The following is an 18,828-nucleotide window of genomic DNA, read 5'->3' as shown; positions in this document are numbered from 1 at the left end:
TGCCTCACCGGAGACACGCACCCCACTCCGGCGGCGGGCGTTACCGCCCGGCACTGGCGGGAACGCGGTCGGCTGACGAGGGAGGATGCTCATGACCTCAGCTTCGGGGCCGGCCGCCGCGTGGCGGCCCGGCGCAACCAGTGGCGACGTGCTTCCGTCCGGGCCGGCAGGCCGCCTGTCGACGCCGGCCGGGGACGGGCACGGGCCGGAGAGCGGCCCACCCACAGTGACGATCGGCTCGTATCCGGACTATCCGTCCGCGCAGAAGGTGGTCGACTACCTGGCCGACAACCGCTTCCCGGTGGAGCACAGCGCCATCGTCGGCACGAACCTCACGCTGGTGGAGACGGTGCTCGGGCGGATGACCACCGGCCGCGCGGCCCTGCTCGGCGCCGGCACCGGCGCCTGGTTCGGGCTCTTCATCGGCCTGCTGTTCGGCATCTTCACCGTCGGCAACTGGCTGGCGGTGATCCTGGTCGGCCTGGTCATCGGCGCGATCTGGGGCGCCGTGTTCGGCGCTGTGGCGCACGCGATGACCGGCGGGCAGCGCGACTTCACCTCGGCCAGCTCGCTGCGCGCCGGCCAGTACGCGGTGACCGTCGACGCACAGCTCGCCGATCAGGCCCGGCAACTGCTGGGCCGGATGCAGGTGCCCGGCTCGACGCCGGCGAATTCCCGCTGATCCACCGGCACGACCGGCCGTCCCGGCAGTCCGCCGGGGCGGCCGGTCAGCCGTGGTACGCCAGCTCGCCGGCCCGCAGTGGCACGTCGACCCGGTTCTCCGGCGGCGCGAGGGGGCAGGCCCAGCGGTCGTCGTACGCGCAGCTGGGGTTGTAGAGGTAGTTGGCGTCCAGCCGGACCCGGTCACCGGGCAGCAGCTCGACGCCCCGGCCGAAGGTGCCCTTCACCGTGTCGGTGAGGTACCGCCCCCCGCCGTAGGTCTCCTGCCCGCAGGTGCCGTCGCGCAGCGGCACGAAGAGCCCACCCCCGTACGCCTCGATCCACCACAGCGTGAGCGGCCCCCACGGCGTCTCGGCCACCGCCACCCGCCGGTACGCGACGACCCCGTCCGGGCCGCCGGTGTCCACCCGCAGCTCGCCGCTGGCCGGTCGCAGGGGCGCCTCCACCACGGCCTCCGGGTTCGGCGCGAAGTAGCGCACACCGGTGAAGCCGGGCCGCTCGGCCGGCGGTATCGGGCTCTGCGGGTGGGTGGCGAAGAGCTCGTCGCGGCCGGCGCGGAAGCCGGCGAGGTCGTCGTCGGACAGGTACAGCCGGGCCACCCGCTCCCGCCAGTCGGCCAGTTCCAGATCGGTCAGCATGCGGCGGACTCCTGATCGATTGACAACTCTCCGGACCGCAGGGGCCTGCCGCACGCCTGGCAGCAGACCTCGGCGACGAACACCTCACCGCACACGTCGTGGATGAAGTCGACCTTGGGTACCTCGGCGTCGCTGTAGGTGTCGCCCCAGCGCTTGAGCACGAGGATGACCTGCCCGAGGTCCCTACCCTTCTGGGTGAGTTCGTACCCGGCGACCTTGCCGTCCTCGGTCGATCGCGCCTGCAGGATGCCGGTCTCGGCGAGCTTTCGCAGCCGGGCGGCGAGCACGTCCCGGGGCGCGCCGACCGCTCGCAGGATCTCGGTGTAGCGGGAGGCCCCGAAAGCGAGCGCCCGCACGATGTGCAGCGACCACCTGTCGTTGACCGCGTCGAGCGCCACAGCGAGCGTGTCCCGAGACGGTTTGGAATTCAAACCGCCGGTGCTACGGTTCGTCTGGTTGGACATTCAAACCACACTACCCGAGGAAGCACCCATGACGTCGCCACCCGAACCACGTACCGAGCGGGAAACGCCCGTCGTCACCCACCGCCGAGCCTGGCTCTCCCTCGTGCTCACCGGGCTGATCATCGGTACGGCCTTCATCGCCGTCTACGTCGGGCTGCAACGCGGTCCCGAGCCGCGCCACCTGCCGATCGCGGTGGTCGGTGAGCAGTTGGCCACCACCGCACAGGCCGGGTTCGGCGATGCCGTCGCCGTCACGCCGGTGACCACCGTCGAGGACGGCACGGCCCTGGTCCGCGACGGCGACGCCGTCGCGGTGCTCGGCGCGACCTCCCCCGGCACGCTGACGCTCGACTACGCCGGCGCGAGCGGATTCAGCGAGAGCGGCGCCGCCCGGCAACTCGCCGCCGGTCTCGCCAGGCAGGCCGGCGCGACCGTCCAGGAGAACGACATCGTGCCGCTGGCGAGCTACGACAGCCGCGGGTTGTCCGCCTTCTACGTGGTGTTCGGGGTCACCCTCTCGTCGTTCGTCCTCGCGCAGGGGCTCACCGCGGCCACCGCGAAGGTGCGCCTGCGGCACCGGCTCTACGCCATGGGCGGATTCGCCGTCGCGATCGGCGTGATCGCGGCGACGGTCGCCGGCCCGGTCTACGGGTCACTGACGGCACCGTTCCCGCTGCTCGCCCTGTCGCTCATCCTGCTGTCGGCCGCCAGCGCCTTCACGACGAAGGCCCTCGGGGCCTGGCTCGGCCCGATCGGAATCGCGCTCGCCGTGCTCACCCTCACCACCATCGGCAACGCGACGAGCGGAGCGACCATCGGGATCGACCTGCTGCCGGGATGGGCGCAGGCGATCTCCGCGAAGCTCCCGCCGGGCGCGGCCGTGCGCGCGGTCAACAACTTCGGTTACTTCAACGGCTCGCACACGCTGGTGCCCCTGGCCGTCCTCGCCACCTGGTTCCTGGCTGGCCTGGGCTTCGTCCTGCTCCGACAGCGGACCGCGCGGCGACGCCCGCCCGCGACACCCTGATCCGAGGGTGGAGCCGGCCGGTGGGCGCACGACGGGTGCCCACCCGGCCGTCACTCCCGAGGCCAGTTGCTCAGGACGGCGTCGAGGGCGTCGAGGGCGCGGGCCCAGGATTCGTCCGTCGAGCGCGGGGTGTGGCGGAAACCGCCGGTCCGCTCCAGGCTCACGAAGCCGTGGAACGTGCTGTGCATCATCCGGACGGCGTCGGTCTGGTCCGGCTCGGAGAGCCGGTAGCCGCGCAGGATCGCCCGGGTCATCTCGGCGTGCCGGACGCCCGCGCTCGCGGCGGCCGTCTCGGGGTCGAGGTCGATCTGCATCGCGGCGTAGCGGCCCGGATGCCGTGTCGCGTAGTCCCGGTACGCGTTGGCGAAGGCGACCAGCGCGTCCTTTCCGGCCCGGCCGGCGAGCGCCTCGGCGACCCGGTCGGCCAGCTCGGCGAGCGCCAGCAGGGCGATCCTGACCCGCAGGTCATGGGCGCTCCTGATGTGGAAGTACAGGCTCGCGTCCTTCACGCCGAAGTGCCGCGCGAGCGCGGCGACTGTCACGTTCTCGACGCCCACCTCGTCGGCCAGCTCGGCCGCCGCCAGGGCCAGTCGCTCGGCGGTCACTCCGGCACGTGCCACGCACCACACCCCAGAATCTAGTCTCGTTAATCGTTTACCTAGGAGAGCTAGGCTAATGCCTATGCTAGCCCTCACCGAACGCGCCATCCGCGCTTCCTTCGTCAACTGCACGCAGGGCGAGGCGAAGCGGTTGGCCGTACCCAGCGATCTTCAGACGCACCCCTGGGACGACCTCGACTTCCTCGGCTGGCGGGACCCCGCCGCGCCGCAACGGGCGTACCTGATCGCCGAGACCGACGACGGCCCGGTCGGGGTGGCCCTGCGGGTGGCGCCGCAGCAGACCGGGAGCACCCGACGCAGCATGTGCTCCCTCTGCCTGACCACCCACACCGGCGACGGCGTGTCGCTGATGACCGCGCGCAAGGCCGGCCGCGAGGGCCGGCAGGGCAACTCCGTCGGGGCGTACGTCTGCTCCGACCTGGCCTGCTCGCTCTACCTGCGGGGCAGGAAGCACGCCGGGCCACGGATGCACGAGACGCTGTCCGTGGAGGAGAAGATCGAGCGCACCAGGACCACCCTGGCGGCGTTCCTCCGCAAGGTCACCGAATGACGGTCGGAACCAGCACCTGAGGGTCGGTGGCCAGGCGGGCGTGCAGGTGCTCGTCGTACCGGCGGCCGTCGCCGTACCGGTACGACTCGCGCAGCGTCCCCTCAGCGGGGTAGCCGGCCCGGTCGGCGACCCGGCAGGACGCCGGGTTGGCGACGGCGTGACACAGCTCGATCCGGTGCAGCCGGAGGACGTCGAACGCCCACGCGGTGAGCCGGACGACGGCCCGCGTCGCCACGTGACGTCCACGCGCCGCCGGCACGGTCCAGTACCCGATGGAGGCGTCGCCGTGGCGGATGTGGTGCAGCGACACCGAGCCGAGCAGCTTGCCGTCACCGGCGGCGGTCACCGCAAATGAGGCGTGGTCCCCTGCCGACCAGTCGGCCCGGCGACGCACCCAGAGCAGGGCGACGTCGTCGTCGATCGGCCCGTCGCCCTGCGGGTTCCACTGGGCGACGGCCGGGTCGCGCAGGGCGTCGCGCACCGCCGGGGCGTCCGCCTCCCGCCACGGGCGCAGCAGCAGGTCGGCGGCGGCGAGCTCCACGTGTTCCACGAGGCCGGAGTCTGACACACCCCGCGCCGGCACCGCCGCCAATTATCCGATCTTTCTTCAAAACTGCACGAAGCACACCACGAACCGGACAGACGTGACGCAGACAACGCGCGACAGCACTAGTTAAATTTTGAACTACTGCTATCGTGATGGGCGTGATCGAGAGCCTGGACAGCACCCGAGCGGCCGCCTGGCGCGCCTACATCGAGGCCAGCCAGCGCCTGTTCACCCAGTTGGAAGACGACCTGCGCGCCGACAGCGACCTCACCTTCGCCGACTACCACGTGCTGGTCCTGCTCTCCGAGGCGCCGGGGCAACGACTGCGGATGGGCGAGCTGGCCGGCCGGCTGGTCTTCTCCCCCAGCCGACTCACGTACCAGATCTCCTCGATGCAGCGGCGCGGGCTGGTCAGCAAGGAGGCCTGCCCGGACGACCGACGCGGCAGCGAGGCCGTGCTCACCGCCGCCGGGCTGCTCGCCCTGTCCGACGCCGCGCCCCACCACCTGGCGTCGGTGCGTACCCACCTGATGGACGACCTCGACGACGCCGAGGTCGCCTGCCTCACCCGGGTCTTCGACCGGCTCGGCCGCCGCCTGCGGGCGGCCCGCGCCACGTCGAGCAACACCCACGCCACACGTTAAGGAGCCCCCGATGCCCGCGATCACCGTCGACAACGTCCTCGTCCTGCCCCGCCTGCCCCAGCGCGACGGGTCCACCAGCTTCCGCAAGGTCCGCACGGTGACCACCGCGCCCAGTGGCTTCGAGGGTGAGGGCTTCCCGGTCCGCCGGGCCTTCGCCGGGGTCTCGACGACCGACCTGGACCCGTTCATCCACCTCGACCAGATGGGCGAGGTGGACTACGCGCCGGGCGAGCCCAAGGGCACCCCGTGGCACCCGCACCGCGGCTTCGAGACCGTCACGTACATCATCGACGGCGTCTTCGACCACCAGGACTCGCAGGGTGGTGGCGGGACCATCACCGACGGCGACACCCAGTGGATGACCGCCGGCAGCGGCCTGCTGCACATCGAGGCCCCGCCGGAGCACCTCGTGCTGAGCGGCGGGCTCTTCCACGGCACGCAGCTCTGGGTCAACCTGCCCCGCGCGGCCAAGATGAACCCGCCCCGCTACCAGGACATCCGGGGCCGGGAGTCGGCCCTGCTCACCACGCCCGACGGCGGCGCGCTGATCCGGGTCATCGCCGGCGAGGTGGCCGGGCACCGGGGCCCCGGGTCGACGTTCACGCCGATCACCATCACCCACGTCACGGTGCAGCCGGGCGCGCAGGTCGACCTGCCCTGGAACCCCGACTTCAACGCGCTGGTGTACGTCCTCGGCGGGCGCGGCACCGTCGGCGTCGAGCGCCGGCCGGTCCGCACCGGTCAGCTCGCGGTGCACGGTCCGGGCGACGCGCTGCGCTTCAGCGCGGACCCCACGCAGGACAGCAACACCCCGGCGCTGGACCTCTACATCATGGGCGGTCAGCCCATCCGGGAGCCGGTGGCACAGTACGGCCCGTTCGTGATGAACACCCGCGACGAATTGCTCCAGGCGTTCGAGGACTTCAAGGCCGGCCGGCTCGGCGTCATCCCCACCGAGCGGGTGCCGCACACCGACGGCCAGGGCCCGCGTCCCTGACCCTGACCATGCGAAAGGCCCCCGGTTACCAACCGGGGGCCTTTGCGTAGTACTGGTCAGGCGACTTCGTGTGCCTTCGCCATGTCGACGAAGCCCTGCCACTGCGCCGGCCCGAAGGCGAGCGTCCCGCCGTCGCGGTCCTTCGTGTCGCGGACAAGGACGACACCGGGAAGGTTGTCGGCGACCTCGATGCACGCGCCGCCGTTGCTGCCGCTCTTCGTGCTCTTGCGCCACTGCGCGCCGGTCATGTCCATGCTGATGCCGCTTCCCTGATGAGGTCGAGAGATTGCGTCCTGGGTAGAGCATCGCCAACTATGCGCGCCCACCGCCGTTCGAGGGTAGCAATTTCCGCCGCGTCGTCCGTGATGTGCGCCTTGACCTGGCCATCTTGATGCCCCACACGCGTGCCGTCAGGCCCCTCGGCGAGGATGAATGGGCCACCCATTCCGAGGTACATCGGAGTATCGCGCGGAACCACATGGACCTGCACCAGCTCGGCGCACACGGCGATGTGCTCACACTGCTCGCGCATGATGACACCGCTGGGTCCGACCCGCCGACGTAAGACGGCCTCGTCCATCAGCACGACGACGAGCGGGGGCCGCGGCCGGCGAAGGATGGCCTGTCGCTGCAAACGCGCCGCGGCCAGCTCGTCGACCTCGTCAGGGCTGAAGGATTCGATCTCAAGCGTGGCCCTGGCGTAAGCCTCCGTCTGCAGTAGACCGGGCACCCATGCCAGCTCGAACCATCGAATGACCGTGGCCTCGTGTTCGATCTCGGCCCATTGACGGAACCACGACGGTTCACGACGCTTGAGTACGTCCGGCCAAAGGTCCCCTACGTCCCGAGCGAGCAACCTTGCGATCTGGGAACGGTGACGCGGTCGCGGGACGCGTCCAGGATTGACCCATCGCTGCGCCGTTTTCGGGTCTACGCCCACCTGAGCTGCAAGAGATTCCGCTGTCTCGCCTGCCTCGGTCATGGCCGCGATGAGTCCGTGGTTCACAGCACCTCCCATGTGGACGTCCGGGACACCCAAAACACCTTAACCAACGCTGTGTATCAGTCCCAACACTCTCGGCAGGGTTACGTCAGACGGCGCGGCCGGTAGGGACCACCCGAGACCCGGCGGACGCGTTCGTACCGGGGCCGCCCCTGTCCGGCGAGCACCTCACGGGGGCGGCCCCTTCCCACGACAGCGCCAAGGAGGCACCGTGCGCTTCACGTTCTGGCACAGCGAATCCATCCTGAGAGGGGCAGGCCCCCGCCCCGCCCTGCCTCGCTCGGCCGGGGCCACGGTTCCCTCTGAGGCGTTCCGGGTGGACGAGGTCGGCCGAGTAGGTCACCTGCTCCGGGCACCGGAGTTCCGGGCGAACGGGGGTCAGGCGTGATCTCCGCCCAGGTTTCCGTCCCCGAGCGAGGGCCGATCGCGGACCGTCCGCGCCGGCACGGCCAGGCCCCGCCACACACGCCGTTACGGCCGCACTGGGTGTGCCGTGCCGACGGTCAGCCGTGGCCGTGCCCGACCGCGCGACTCATGCTCAAAGCCGAGTACGAGAACAAGATGCCGAGCCTGTCGATTTACCTGGCCGGGTTGCTGTACGAGGCAATGCGCGACCTGTACCACCTGAACCCACACGACGGGCCGAGCCCGCGAGCCCTGTACGACCGGTTCGTGGGATGGGGACCGTTCCGCAGGCCGATCGTTGAGCCTTCGACCCAGCACGGCGGCACCTAGATTCCCGTTGGCCGCCGTCCTGGCCAGCCTATGAGGGCCGCATCCCAGATCATGTCTTTACCAATGGAAAGTTGCGTGATTCGCTACTCTACGCAGTCCTTGCCGCAGAGTAGCCTCCGGTAGCATGGCCGGCGTTATGCCCGATTGCCCCATGGCACTTGCTCGGTGGAGCCGAACCATCCGAAAGGCGGCATCTGCTTCGAGTAATTGCCGTTGTATCCTATCCGGTGGAGGATTAGCATGGTCAAATAATGCCGCGCCAAAAACCAAGCGTCCTTAGATACGCCTGCGATGTGATAGATCTCGTCTCGCGGCGACTTGGGATGCACGAGACGGTTGCGGAAGCGGACCAGCGCCGCAGGCGCGTCTGTCAACTCTTCCTCCTTGGCGAATTGCTCAAGAGCGGGAAGGTCGAATTCGCTGAAGTTGGTGGGCATTGAGGCCAATCTGAGCACCTCACGGAGCCTCGCTTCGCCGTGCCACCTTTTGCCGTAGACCGCTTCATTTACTCTACCGCTAAGGACCAGCTCGACCCATTCGATGTTCTCGAGTGCCGAGAAGGCTGTCGTTATCCGCTGTTCGACGAACCCAACACTGTTGGTTTGAACTGCCGAAACCATCTGAAACCTGAGTAAACCTTGCCCACCATCCTGGCGGAAAGCTCGCAAAAGCGAGTGCACGTAGTTGTCAAAGTCTTCCGCAGACTGGTAGTAGAGCCATGCCGCGCCGATGTTCTGAAGGGGGTCGCAGAGGGCTGACGACCAAGATTCCCAAATTACGGTGCCGTCAGGTCCGTATCCGACTGGGAGCGCGGGTGCCACCCAGCGGCCCAATGCGAACGAGAGACCTACGCGCATCTGCTCTAGAAACGCCTTCGCAGTTTGGACTGAGAAAGGTGCGTGGTCCGACCGGCGCACTTCCATGACATGTGTCAGGACGAAGACGTTGTCGGCGTGGGCGTCTCTAACGATTTCCGAAAGGTCTGGGCGACTGTCGAGAGTGATGCTCCAGCCCTCGACTTCCCCTCGCCAGCGGCCCGCCCACCAATGAACCCGACCGTCCCTTCGTGCCTCAAGCGTGGCGTTACCCAAGATGTCGGCCAAGTTCATCCAGTGCACCAAGAGTCGATCGAGATGCGCGTCGGGGTCACCGAACTCGCAATGATCTATCCAGCCTTCACCGTGGGTGCGGCACATCCCCTTCAGTTTCCACGGCCTACCATGCCGCTCGATCGTGAAGTCGATCTCGCCCGGCCAGTCAGGGCTGTCCTCATCGTGCGTTTCGAATGACCATTTGAGTCTCGGGGATGGAGCGCAGGAAAGTTGAATCACGCCGTCACGGCACTCAGGGGCCAGGCCGCTGAAGGATCCACGGTGCAGTGAGACCGGCTCATTCGGACTGTTGAAGCGATACAAGGGAACTAGCGGTTCCTCGCTGTCACGTTTCCTGCCGTCTTGGGTCACCCGACACTCCTAACGGATCTGAGGCCAGCCGGACAGGATACGTGAAGGTCGGTGGGATTGCCAGGTTGAAGGCACGAAGAGTGCGAGGCTGAGCCTTAGGTGTCGGGTCTCAGGACGTGCGTGACAGACCAGTCTCGGGACGTGGGTGACACGTCCGGCTAGACGATCTTCGTTTCAGGGTAGCTGTTCAGGGTTCGGGTGGCCGCTCGTGACGCCCTAGGATCGGCGGGTGCTGGCTGACGAGGAACGTCTTCCGCAGTTCCCTTATCACCCGGATCCCGTGGGGACGGGTTCGATCGTGGCCGCTGAGGTGGTGTGCGCGTGTTGCGGGCGGCGGCGGCCGTTCACGTATGCCGGCCCGGTCTTTGCGGTGGAAGAGCTGGACAGGGCGCTGTGCCCGTGGTGCATCGCAGACGGCAGGGCGGCTGCGATGTTCGACGCGCAGTTCACCGACGTGAGCTGGCGGGTTCCGGACGATGTGCCTGCCGACGTGACCGAGGTGGTTCTCCGCCGGACGCCCGGCTTTGTGGGGTGGCAGCAGGAACAGTGGTTGCATCATTGCCGAGACGCGGCGGAGTTCCATGGCTCGGTCGGGGCGAACGAGTTGGCTGCCTTTCCGGACGCGCTGGAACACCTTCGGCTGGAGTTGGCCGGGTCTGGCTGGTCGGACGATGACAAGGACTGGTATCTGCAAGCGCTGAGCAAGGACGGCCCGGTCACCGCCTATCTCTTCCGCTGCCGGCACTGCGGCAGTTACCTCGCGTACTCCGACTCGACCTGACCGCCCGTTTGCTGTCGCGGGGGCTCCGGCTTGCGGACCTTGAACCGGGCGATCGGTTTGACGGTGGTGCGCGGGACTTCGGTGAGGAGCTGGTCGCCGTCGTGGACGCGGAAGGTGGTGTCGGCGGCTTCGACGGTGAGCGTTCGGCCGGCGTGGGCGATGCCGACGTGGATGCGCTGGCCCGCGATGACCAGGGCTCCTCGGCAGCTGACGCGGCGTTCGACCCGCACGGGTTCCGGGTTCGGGGTGGGTGGTGGTCCAGCGGGGCGGGCGTCGCGGATGCTGGCGGTCTCGGCTGGTGTCAGGGGGTTGGGTAGGCTGCGCAGCAGGACGCCGTCGGCGGTGATCTGCAGGAGACCGCGGTCGAGTCGGACGGTCACGCGCCTGCCGGCGAAGTGGTAGCCGACGGGATGCTGTCGGCCGGCGAGGCTGATCAGGCCAGTGGCGTTGACGAGCCGTTCGACCTCGATCGGGGCGCCGGCCTGGATGGGACCGGTGGTGATCGGTGGTGGCCCGGCGGGTTGGCCGTCGTCGGCGAGGAGTTGCCGCAGGTGACTGGGGGTGAGCCGGGATGGGACGGTCTTGAGGCGGACGCCGTCAATGAGCAGGTGAACGACGGTGGTGTCGGCCCAGAGGGTGACCGGAAGTCCGGCGCGGGTGGGGCTGAGCCAGAACTGTTGCCCGCAGACGGTGAGGTTGCCCGAGGCGGGAACGATACGGGTGACCTCCACGGCCAAGCCGACATCGTCGCCCACGGCCACTGGTGCGGCGGCGACGGAGGCCGAGTCGGCGGCTGACCCTTGCGTCGACGGCGGCACGGGCAGCGGCTTTCGGGGAGCGGGGATGGTAGTGGTCAGCGTCGGTGGAAGCCGCAGTGGCAGCTGCTCGTCGGCAGGAGAGGTCGTGAATCGGTCGCATGGGAACGCCATTCCCAGGGACTGGTGCGGCCGTTCGGTGTTGTATTCGTGCCAGAACACGTCGATGGCGGCCTGGGCCTCCTCTGGGCTGGACCAGACCTCGACGTCGTCCAGGAGTTCGCGTTGCAGGGTCTGGTGGAACCGTTCGACCTTGCCCGTGGTGGTGGGTGAACGGGGCTTGGTCAGCCGGTGGGTGATGCCGTTCTCCCGGCAGATCCGGTCGAACATCACCTCCCCGCCGCCACGACCGAACCGGGCAGTGAACTGCTTGCCGTTGTCGGTCAGGACCTCCTCCGGTATCCCGAACCGTTGCAGGGCTTCGGCGAAGGCGAGGCAGACGGCCCGGCCGGTGGCCCGACGGACCACGGCAGCGATCACGCAGAACCGGGAGTGACCGTCGACGCCGGTGACGACCTTCGCCTCACCACCGTCAGCCAGCTGGATGCCGCCGACAATGTCGAGCTGCCACAGCTCCATCGGCCGGCCACGTTCCCATCGCCGGTAGTCCTCCCGCCGACGCCGGCGAGGCGTCGGATCGATCAGGCCGTGTCGGATCAGCACCCGATGCACCGTGATCCGCGACGGAATCGAGCCGGGACAGTCGCGGCGGCCGAGTTCATAGACGAGGCGACGGGCGCCCCAGCGGGGATGGTTCCGGCGCAGCTCACAGATCAGCGCCTCCACCTCCGGCGGAGTCTGCCCAGGTGAGGAGCGCGGCCGGCTGGAGCGGTCGGCCAGCCCTTCCAGGCCCTCATCCTGATACCAGGCCAGCCACCGGTGCACGGCTTGCCGGGAGACTCCGAAGCGTTCCGCGACGTCCGTGACCGTGGATCCGGCCAGCACGTCCTGGACGGCTCGATACCGCTGTTCCATCACGCTCATCTCCACCAACACTTGGCGGAGTGTCACGCAGGTCCTGATACCGATGTGTCACCCAGGTCCCGAGACCGGACACCTAGGCGAGTTGCAATACCTGCGTGACAGATCGGTCTCAGCGCACCTGTAACACCTTCGGCTAGACGATCATGTCCAAAAGCTGGCTGCGGGACAGGGCCTACCGCAGCCCCGAAAGGAGTGACGTGGGCGCGAAGACAGCCCTACTGGCGTTCACCGACGGCGACATCCGTCCGACGCTGCGCGGCGCCACCCGATCGGAGCGAACCAAGACCGAAGCGTTGGTACGGCAAATCCACCCCGGCTACCTGGTCGAACCCGCTGATGACAACACACTGCTCGACGGCACCTACCCCCCAGACGACGTCATGTACGCCACTGTGCTGGCCGGGGCAGAGCTGTACTGCGACCGACGGCTCATGCTCGATCGCCCGTCCCAACTACCGGAGCACCTGCTCCGAGCTGGAGCGGGCCGCCGAATCATCATCCACGGGATGCACTCGGTCGTGGACTGGCTCGGCTTCGCGGTGTGGGAGGACGGCGTATTGGTCAGATCGCTGGGACTGTCGCCCGACGGCGGCATCCAGGAGAGCATCGGCAAGCCCTACGACTTCGAGTTGCCGTACTGGGCCGGTGAGCATCCCGTCGAGCCCGTACCAGGCTGGCACAACCAGGACCCCTACCCGCTGCCATTCCATCCCCTCGACCTCGGCGAAGAAGCGTTGCGTGCGTTGTTCGGCTTCGCCATCGAGGGCCTCCCGTCCCCCGACGATATCGACGCTGATGCCGTGCATTTGCACGGCTTCCGCGTGACCGACCGGTCCGGCGAGGAACAGGCAGCCCGTGAGGGCGCATACGCGGAGGCGCTACGAACCATGGGGCCGCCTCGGAGGTATCGCATGGGACCGGACGGCACGATGTACGAAGTGCAGTCCGACTGCAACTGACTTGTCGATGACCGTGCACCACGCCACGTAGTCTTCAACAGTGGACACAACAGCCCTCACACCCCGCGTGCTGGTGATCGGGTTGGATCCGTATCGGGTGCCGGGGCCGTGGGATCCCAAGCCGGTCGCAGACGGCATCGAAGTCGGAAGGGCCCGATTCGTCGAACACAAAGTGGGGGCTGAGTTCTGCCTGTTCGGCCTCGACGGCAGCGACGATGTGGAGGCGGTGGTCACCACTGCCCTGTGCGCCCAGCCTTGGGAGTGCGTCGTCATTGGTGGCGGGGTGCGCAATCAGCCGGAACTGTTCGAGCTGGTGGTCAATCTGGTGCGTCGGCACGCGCCCGAGGCGGCGATCGCCTTCAACAACACTCCGATGGACACATTCGACGCGGCCGCCCGCTGGGTTGAGGTACCCGGATGATCGCTCAGGACACAGATGCGCCCAGCACACGGTTGACGTACCGCCTAGCAGCTTTGTAGGACCCGTTCAACGTCCGCGCCTGTTTGAATGACCACTGCGTCGGCGCGAAACCCCTCGGGCAGGTGATGCCGCTGCCCTTCGTGCGCGAGCAGGGTGGGGCAGCCAGGTGGAAGCACAACGGCATCGGCGAGCCCGATGAACGTGACGAGCATGTCCAGAACCGCGCCGCCGGAGAACCGGCTGATCATGAGACTGCCCAGCGTGTCGTCGACAAGAGCAGCGTAGACGTCTGCCGTGCCGCCGTCGTCGGCGCTGATGTGCCAGTAGCTGTGCGGGGGTTCGCGGCGGTTGACGCGGGGCCCGAAGACGGCCAGGAACGCATCGGCCGCCATCGGGGCGGCATCGCCCTGCTCGAACCGCTGGACGAACATCTCGTAGCTCACCCGAGCACCCTAGGGCGTGATCCGAACGATCACGGGGCACGACGCAGGTGTCGAGCACCGGCCCGGACTGGTCTTCAATCCCAGAAGTTGAACAGCAGCTCACCGACGGTCGTCGGCTTCCAGTAGTCGATCTGGTCGTGTTCGCCGGCGTCGAGAGCGGTCAGGTCAACCTGTGTCAGATCGGTCTGCAGGTCGTCCGTGTGTTCGAGCATCCGGACGGCGAGGAAGACGACCTGTCAGGCCCGGTCGACGGACTGGAGAAGCTCGCGGGTCAGCACCAGTTGTTCGGCTGGCATGTTGACGGCCGGGTGCTGGAGTTCCTCCGACTGACGCGGGCAGAGCTCGACGTGGACGAGTACGCCTACGGATGAGGCGGCATCCGGTCCACCGCCCTCGCCTTGATCTACTCCAGATCAGTGATGTGGGGGTATCTCGTGGCGCGGAAGACCCCACATCGGCGATCTGGAGACGATCAACGCATCGGCGGACGATCAACGCATCGGCGCCTGACGGCCGAAGACGTCAGCGTCAGGAGACCGCGAAAATCCCCGCGACGCCCAGAATCACCATCAGCAACACCGCTACCAGCGCACCCCGTTCGCTCTCCACCGCCGGCTCGCGGTACTCGGTCACGGGGTTCGTCGTCTCGCGGTGCATGGTGTGGCCTCCTCGGCTGTTCGGTCGTGCTCGCGTCGTCATCCAGGTCACCGTTCGGCCGGCCTGGCATGCGGACCCGCCTCGGGGGTCCTACCGTGAGGACGTTGTCGACCTCCGGGGGGCTGGACGTGCCGTTACAGGACTGGTTCCTCAGCGCACAGGAACGCGCCAACCCGGTCTCTGGGTTACCCGTTTGGACCAGAGGAAACCTCGCCGAGCCGTTGATTCACGGCGCGGCGTACTTCGACCGGCTGGTCGAGGAGGTGGAGGCGCTGACCGACGGTGACCACCTCTTCTTCACCGACTGGCGGGGCGACCCGGACCAGCGGCTGCGCCCCGACGGCCCCACCGTGGCCCAGCTCTTCGCCCAGGCCGCCCAGCGCGGCGTGGTGGTCAAGGGGCTGATCTGGCGCTCGCACCTGGACGCGCTGGCCTACAGCGAGGCGGAGAACCGCAACCTCAGCGAGACGATTTCGGCGGCCGGCGGCGAGGTGCTGCTCGACCAGCGGGTCCGCCGCGGCGGTTCGCACCACCAGAAGCTGGTGGTGCTGCGGCACCCGGGCGACCCGGAGCGGGACATCGCCTTCGCCGGTGGGATCGACCTGTGCCACAGTCGCCGCGACGACGCCGCGCACGGCGGTGACCCGCAGCCGGTGCAGATGTCTCCCCGGTACGGCCCGAACCCGCCCTGGCACGACGTGCAGCTCGCGGTGCGCGGCCCGGTGGTCGGCGCGCTGGACACCGTGTTCCGGGAGCGCTGGACCGACCCGATGCCGCTGGACTCGGAGAACCCGATGGCGTATCTGCGGGATCGGTTGCGCGGCGCGGACCTGCGGCCGGACCCGCTGCCCGAGCAGCCCGCCGACCCGCCCGAGTGCGGGCCGCACCAGATCCAGGTGCTGCGCACCTACCCCGCCGTCCGGCCGCGCTACTCCTTCGCGCCCGACGGCGAGCGGACCGTGGCCCGGGGCTACACCAAGGCGGTCCACCGCGCGCGACGGCTCATCTACCTGGAGGACCAGTACCTCTGGTCGACCGAGGTGGCCAACCTGTTCGCCCAGGCGCTGCGGGAGAATCCCGAGCTGCACCTGGTCGCCGTGGTGCCCCGGCACCCGGACGTGGACGGCCGGCTCGCCCTGCCACCCAACATGGTCGGCCGGGAGCAGGCGCTGTCGCTGTGCGAGCGTGCCGCGCCGGACCGGGTGCACGTGTTCGACGTGGAGAACCACGCCGGCACCCCGGTCTACGTGCACGCGAAGGTCTGCGTGGTCGACGACGTCTGGGCCAGCGTCGGCAGCGACAACTTCAACCGCCGCTCCTGGACGCACGACAGCGAGTTGTCCTGTGCGGTGCTCGACGACACGCGCGACGAGCGGACGCCCACCGACCCGGCGGGCCTCGGCGACGGGGCACGCGCCTACGCCCGGGACCTGCGGCTGCGGCTCTGGCGCGAGCACCTGGACCGGGACCCGGACGGCACGGACGACGCCGACCTGCTCGACCCGGCCGACGCCGTCGCGGCCATCACGGCCGCGGCCGACGCGCTGCAACGGTGGTACGACGGCGGCCAGGTCGGCGATCGTCCGCCCGGCCGGCTGCGCCCGCACCGCCCCGAGCGGCTGCCCTGGTACATCCGCACCTGGGCGCTGCCGGTGTACCGGCTGGTCTACGACCCCGACGGCAGGCCGCTGCGCGCCAGGCTGGCCGGCACCTGGTGAACCTGCCGGGCCGGCTCGGGCAGGCCGGCGCCGCCCGGGTGCACGGTCAGGCCGCCGGGGTAGGCGAACGAGGAGCGCGGCGAGAAGTAGCCGAAGCCGATGGTCAGCGGGTTGGCGGGGCGCAGCGCGTACATCGGGTGCCGGGGTTGCAGGAACTCCACCGACTCGATCTCGAACGGCGCGACCGGCTCGGCCACGAACGGGTAGACCGAGCTGAGCAGTTGGCCGTCGCGGCACGTGAAGTAGCGGTGGTGCCCGCTGCTGATCACGTGACCGGTCTCCCCCACCCGACACCGGGCGCGGATCAGCGGCGCCCCGTCCGCCTCGGTCTCGGCGAGCAGCGCCTCGCCGCTCACCTCGATCCTGGTATGACCGGCGAGCACCGGGGCGCCCCGCGCGGTGGCGTACTCGCGGACCAGCCGGCTGGAGGCCACGTAGTGGGTCCACCAGCCGCCCGGGTTGAGCCCGCCGGGCGCGTCCACGCCCGCGAGTGAGACGCCGAGGTACGTCAACGAGTAGGCGCCGAAGCCGGAGGTCTGCGTCTCGTCCTCGACGACGTACTGGTTGAGGAACACCTGCCGGTCCGCACGGGGACGCAGCCCGGTGGGGACGAGGGCGGCGACCGCGTCGGGATCCGCTGGCAACCAGCTGAAGTACAGGGTGCGACTGTTCACGACGAGCTGGGGAGCCGCTGGATCGAGCATGGTGCCTCCGAACCGGGTGTCTACCCAGCGACGCTACGGCCGGTCCCGCCGACGGGACAACGACGGATAGTTGACACTGCCGCCCGAATGTCGGATTTCATGTTGACCACTTGGCGGACGGTGCGGCACCGACCGGTTGGGCCCAGAGGGACGACCGGGTGCCGCAGGATCGCCCGGCACATGGGTAAGAGACCCCACAACCTGCTCGACGCCTGCCGCTTTTGCGCGTTTTGTGGTTCAACACGCCTTAAGTACATCAACCTTTCGGCTAGATTTCTCGGAGCCGATCAGGTTAAGGTGAGTCCCGAACGGCCCATTCGAAGCTAAACCAAAGCGTCACGTCTTTTTGTCCGCGGACGAGGTGCAGGGAGGACCACCCATGACCGCGCCAACGATCACCGAGCAGGCGAGCACCACGGCTGCCGAGCAGACGAGCACCACCAAGCTGGACCCGCGGGCGCTCACCGACAGCGCCGCCGACCTGCTCAACGCCATGGCCGCACTGCCCGCCAACCACCCGTCGCGCGCCGCTCTGCGGGACCGCGCGATCGAGGCCTGGCTGCCGCTGGCCAACCACCTCGCCCACCGCTACAGCGGGCGGGGCGAGCCGACCGACGACCTGGCGCAGACCGCCGCCGTCGGCCTCATCAAGGCCATCGACAAGTTCGACCCGTCCCGCGGTGTCGACTTCGCCGGCTACGCGATCCCCACCATCATCGGCGAGCTCAAGCGGCACTTCCGCGACCGCACCTGGGACATCCGGGTGCCGCGCCGCCTCCAGGAGCTGCGGCTGGCCATCTCCGACGCCAACAGCTCGCTGCTGCAGACCCTCGGCCGCTCGCCGACGGTCGCCGACATCGCCGCCCACCTCAAGCTCACCGAGGAAGAGGTCCTGGAGGGCCTGGAGGGCGCCCGCGCGTACAACGCGGTGTCGCTGTCCACCCCGACCGGCGACGGCGAGCGGGCCACCGAGCTGGGTGACATGCTCGGCGGCGAGGACAACGAGTTCGAGCTGGCCGAGCTGCGGGTCGCCCTCGGCCCCGCGCTGGCCACGCTCGACGAGCGCGAGCAGAAGATCCTCACCCTGCGGTTCTACGGCAACCTGACCCAGTCGCAGATCGCCGACCAGATCGGCGTCTCGCAGATGCACGTCTCCCGGCTGCTGGCCCGGGCGCTGACCAAGCTGCGCGGCCAGCTCGACGGCACGTACTAGGCACCACACGATGAAGGGCCGGGTCAGCGTGGACCCGGCCCTTCATCGTGTGTCGGGACGTTCGAACGGCGCACCGGCCGGGTCGCTCCCCCAGGGGCAGCGGCCCGGCCGGCCCCGTCAGCGGCCGGCGGGCTCCCGCCACATCGGCCAGAACGGCGTGCCGTCGGGCACCCGGAAGGGCTCGCCGGCCCGGTAACCGTGCCGCGCGTACAGGTCCCGGCTGCGCGGGCTGCTCGCCTCCAGGTAGGCAGGCATCCCGTTGGCGTCCAACCAGGCGTGGTGGTGCCTCATCAACGCGGTGCCCAACCCGTGCCCCTGCCGTCCCGGCTGCACGGCCAGGAAGGCCATGTGGTGGTGGTCCGGATGCGGGTGGTTCGCCGCGAACAACTCGTCGAGATGCTGGAACCTGTCGGTCCACTCGCCGCACGCGGCGGCGAGCCGGGCGTCGTAGTCAGGCGGCGGCGGGGCCGGCTCACCGACCGACGGAAACCAGACCGCGACTCCGGCCCGGTCGGCGGTGGCGTGCACGAACCCGTGCCGCATCGCGTGGTCGACCAGGATCTCGAAGTCCCCGGCCAGCACGGCCTCGCGCTTGCTCGCGTCGGGCACCAGCCAGGAGGTCACCTCCAGGGCCGTGAACGCCTCGGCGATCCGGTTGGCGACCAGCGCCGTGTCCTGCGGCCCGAGCCGTTCGACGGCCACGCTCATCGGGACACCTCCGCACCGGCCGGCGTCGGCGCCGGCTGCTCCCCCGACCGCACGGC

General features: G+C 69.1%; 24 protein-coding genes. 12 read left to right on the top strand and 12 right to left on the bottom strand.

The window, feature by feature from the left end; translation table 11 throughout:
• Positions 1-91: 91 nt before the first annotated feature.
• Entirely contained in the window at positions 92-682 is a 591-nt protein-coding gene (locus tag AB0J68_RS03055; protein WP_354860147.1) for a general stress protein, read from the top strand.
• Positions 683-728: 46 nt separating this feature from the next.
• Here the strand turns inward: AB0J68_RS03055 and AB0J68_RS03050 are convergent, their stop codons facing one another.
• Positions 729-1,316, bottom strand: coding sequence for a DUF1684 domain-containing protein (locus AB0J68_RS03050; protein WP_363935797.1), 588 nt, complete (start codon positions 1,314-1,316; stop codon positions 729-731).
• Positions 1,313-1,717 carry a helix-turn-helix domain-containing protein gene (locus tag AB0J68_RS03045; protein ID WP_354860150.1) on the bottom strand — a complete coding sequence of 135 codons (405 nt, stop codon included), beginning with the start codon at positions 1,715-1,717 and terminating at the stop codon, positions 1,313-1,315. Before AB0J68_RS03045 ends, AB0J68_RS03050 begins: the two co-directional genes overlap by 4 nt.
• A 94-nt stretch (positions 1,718-1,811) precedes the next feature.
• Between AB0J68_RS03045 and AB0J68_RS03040 the strand changes: the two genes are divergently transcribed.
• Entirely contained in the window at positions 1,812-2,810 is a 999-nt protein-coding gene (locus AB0J68_RS03040) for a hypothetical protein (RefSeq protein WP_363935771.1), read from the top strand.
• Positions 2,811-2,860: 50 nt separating this feature from the next.
• Here the strand turns inward: AB0J68_RS03040 and AB0J68_RS03035 are convergent, their stop codons facing one another.
• Positions 2,861-3,430, bottom strand: coding sequence for a TetR-like C-terminal domain-containing protein (locus AB0J68_RS03035; protein WP_354860155.1), 570 nt, complete (start codon positions 3,428-3,430; stop codon positions 2,861-2,863).
• A gap of 61 nt (positions 3,431-3,491) precedes the next feature.
• On the opposite strand from AB0J68_RS03035, the gene AB0J68_RS03030 reads away from it, so the two are divergent.
• Positions 3,492-3,980, top strand: a complete 489-nt coding sequence (locus tag AB0J68_RS03030) for an FBP domain-containing protein (protein ID WP_363935768.1) — start codon at positions 3,492-3,494, stop codon at positions 3,978-3,980.
• Here AB0J68_RS03030 and AB0J68_RS03025 read toward each other — a convergent pair.
• Complete coding sequence (locus tag AB0J68_RS03025) at positions 3,970-4,530, bottom strand: GNAT family protein (RefSeq protein WP_363935766.1); 561 nt, start codon at positions 4,528-4,530, stop codon at positions 3,970-3,972. The two genes, AB0J68_RS03030 and AB0J68_RS03025, sit on opposite strands and share 11 nt — an antisense overlap.
• 155 nt (positions 4,531-4,685) lie before the next feature.
• Here AB0J68_RS03025 and AB0J68_RS03020 point away from each other — a divergent pair, with 155 nt between their 5' ends.
• Together AB0J68_RS03020 and AB0J68_RS03015 are read left to right on the top strand one after the other, a co-directional pair.
• Positions 4,686-5,171 (top strand): MarR family transcriptional regulator, encoded by a 486-nt coding sequence (locus AB0J68_RS03020; protein WP_363935763.1) that lies wholly within the window; start codon positions 4,686-4,688, stop codon positions 5,169-5,171.
• Positions 5,172-5,181: 10 nt separating this feature from the next.
• The gene (locus tag AB0J68_RS03015) at positions 5,182-6,168 is read left to right on the top strand and encodes a pirin family protein (protein WP_363935760.1); all 987 of its coding nucleotides are present in this window, start codon (positions 5,182-5,184) and stop codon (positions 6,166-6,168) included.
• Positions 6,169-6,224: 56 nt separating this feature from the next.
• On the opposite strand, the gene AB0J68_RS03010 is transcribed toward AB0J68_RS03015, so the two are convergent.
• Together AB0J68_RS03010 and AB0J68_RS03005 are read right to left on the bottom strand one after the other, a co-directional pair.
• Positions 6,225-6,416, bottom strand: coding sequence for a DUF397 domain-containing protein (locus AB0J68_RS03010; RefSeq protein ID WP_363935795.1), 192 nt, complete (start codon positions 6,414-6,416; stop codon positions 6,225-6,227).
• Complete coding sequence (locus AB0J68_RS03005) at positions 6,413-7,174, bottom strand: DUF5753 domain-containing protein (RefSeq protein WP_363935758.1); 762 nt, start codon at positions 7,172-7,174, stop codon at positions 6,413-6,415. Before AB0J68_RS03005 ends, AB0J68_RS03010 begins: the two co-directional genes overlap by 4 nt.
• Before the next feature lie 384 nt (positions 7,175-7,558).
• Here AB0J68_RS03005 and AB0J68_RS03000 point away from each other — a divergent pair, with 384 nt between their 5' ends.
• A complete protein-coding gene (locus tag AB0J68_RS03000) occupies positions 7,559-7,906 on the top strand; it encodes a hypothetical protein (RefSeq protein WP_363935792.1) in 348 nt (115 codons plus the stop codon).
• Between the two features lie 134 nt (positions 7,907-8,040).
• Here the strand turns inward: AB0J68_RS03000 and AB0J68_RS02995 are convergent, their stop codons facing one another.
• Positions 8,041-9,369 (bottom strand): hypothetical protein, encoded by a 1,329-nt coding sequence (locus tag AB0J68_RS02995; RefSeq protein ID WP_363935755.1) that lies wholly within the window; start codon positions 9,367-9,369, stop codon positions 8,041-8,043.
• A 229-nt stretch (positions 9,370-9,598) separates the two neighbouring features.
• On the opposite strand from AB0J68_RS02995, the gene AB0J68_RS02990 reads away from it, so the two are divergent.
• Complete coding sequence (locus AB0J68_RS02990) at positions 9,599-10,150, top strand: CbrC family protein (protein ID WP_363935752.1); 552 nt, start codon at positions 9,599-9,601, stop codon at positions 10,148-10,150.
• Here AB0J68_RS02990 and AB0J68_RS02985 read toward each other — a convergent pair.
• Positions 10,123-11,949 carry an IS481 family transposase gene (locus tag AB0J68_RS02985; RefSeq protein ID WP_363935790.1) on the bottom strand — a complete coding sequence of 609 codons (1,827 nt, stop codon included), beginning with the start codon at positions 11,947-11,949 and terminating at the stop codon, positions 10,123-10,125. The two genes, AB0J68_RS02990 and AB0J68_RS02985, sit on opposite strands and share 28 nt — an antisense overlap.
• Before the next feature lie 197 nt (positions 11,950-12,146).
• Here AB0J68_RS02985 and AB0J68_RS02980 point away from each other — a divergent pair, with 197 nt between their 5' ends.
• Complete coding sequence (locus AB0J68_RS02980) at positions 12,147-12,908, top strand: hypothetical protein (protein WP_363935749.1); 762 nt, start codon at positions 12,147-12,149, stop codon at positions 12,906-12,908.
• 40 nt (positions 12,909-12,948) lie between these two features.
• On the top strand, positions 12,949-13,329 hold the full coding sequence (locus AB0J68_RS02975) for a hypothetical protein (RefSeq protein WP_363935747.1): 381 nt from the start codon (positions 12,949-12,951) through the stop codon (positions 13,327-13,329).
• 44 nt (positions 13,330-13,373) lie between these two features.
• Here AB0J68_RS02975 and AB0J68_RS02970 read toward each other — a convergent pair whose 3' ends face one another.
• Complete coding sequence (locus tag AB0J68_RS02970; protein ID WP_363935745.1) at positions 13,374-13,772, bottom strand: hypothetical protein; 399 nt, start codon at positions 13,770-13,772, stop codon at positions 13,374-13,376.
• Positions 13,773-13,819: 47 nt separating this feature from the next.
• On the opposite strand from AB0J68_RS02970, the gene AB0J68_RS02965 reads away from it, so the two are divergent.
• Positions 13,820-14,143, top strand: coding sequence for a hypothetical protein (locus AB0J68_RS02965; RefSeq protein ID WP_363935743.1), 324 nt, complete (start codon positions 13,820-13,822; stop codon positions 14,141-14,143).
• Between the two features lie 157 nt (positions 14,144-14,300).
• On the opposite strand, the gene AB0J68_RS02960 is transcribed toward AB0J68_RS02965, so the two are convergent.
• A complete protein-coding gene (locus AB0J68_RS02960; protein ID WP_354860174.1) occupies positions 14,301-14,429 on the bottom strand; it encodes a hypothetical protein in 129 nt (42 codons plus the stop codon).
• A 128-nt stretch (positions 14,430-14,557) separates the two neighbouring features.
• On the opposite strand from AB0J68_RS02960, the gene AB0J68_RS02955 reads away from it, so the two are divergent.
• Positions 14,558-16,147 carry a phospholipase D-like domain-containing protein gene (locus tag AB0J68_RS02955; RefSeq protein WP_363935788.1) on the top strand — a complete coding sequence of 530 codons (1,590 nt, stop codon included), beginning with the start codon at positions 14,558-14,560 and terminating at the stop codon, positions 16,145-16,147.
• Here the strand turns inward: AB0J68_RS02955 and AB0J68_RS02950 are convergent.
• A complete protein-coding gene (locus AB0J68_RS02950; RefSeq protein ID WP_355065608.1) occupies positions 16,096-16,851 on the bottom strand; it encodes a hypothetical protein in 756 nt (251 codons plus the stop codon). The genes AB0J68_RS02955 and AB0J68_RS02950 overlap by 52 nt on opposite strands.
• A gap of 379 nt (positions 16,852-17,230) precedes the next feature.
• Between AB0J68_RS02950 and AB0J68_RS02945 the strand changes: the two genes are divergently transcribed.
• Positions 17,231-18,064, top strand: coding sequence for a SigB/SigF/SigG family RNA polymerase sigma factor (locus tag AB0J68_RS02945; protein WP_354860179.1), 834 nt, complete (start codon positions 17,231-17,233; stop codon positions 18,062-18,064).
• A gap of 117 nt (positions 18,065-18,181) precedes the next feature.
• On the opposite strand, the gene AB0J68_RS02940 is transcribed toward AB0J68_RS02945, so the two are convergent.
• Entirely contained in the window at positions 18,182-18,772 is a 591-nt protein-coding gene (locus AB0J68_RS02940) for a GNAT family N-acetyltransferase (RefSeq protein WP_354858269.1), read from the bottom strand.
• Positions 18,773-18,828: the final 56 nt, after the last annotated feature.

Origin of the sequence: Micromonospora sp. NPDC049580 (assembly GCF_040675595.1) — a bacterium.
In the GTDB taxonomy this organism is placed as follows: domain Bacteria; phylum Actinomycetota; class Actinomycetes; order Mycobacteriales; family Micromonosporaceae; genus Micromonospora.
The sequence above is the reverse complement of the archived record's forward strand: the minus strand, read 5'-3'. Positions and strand labels throughout refer to the sequence as shown.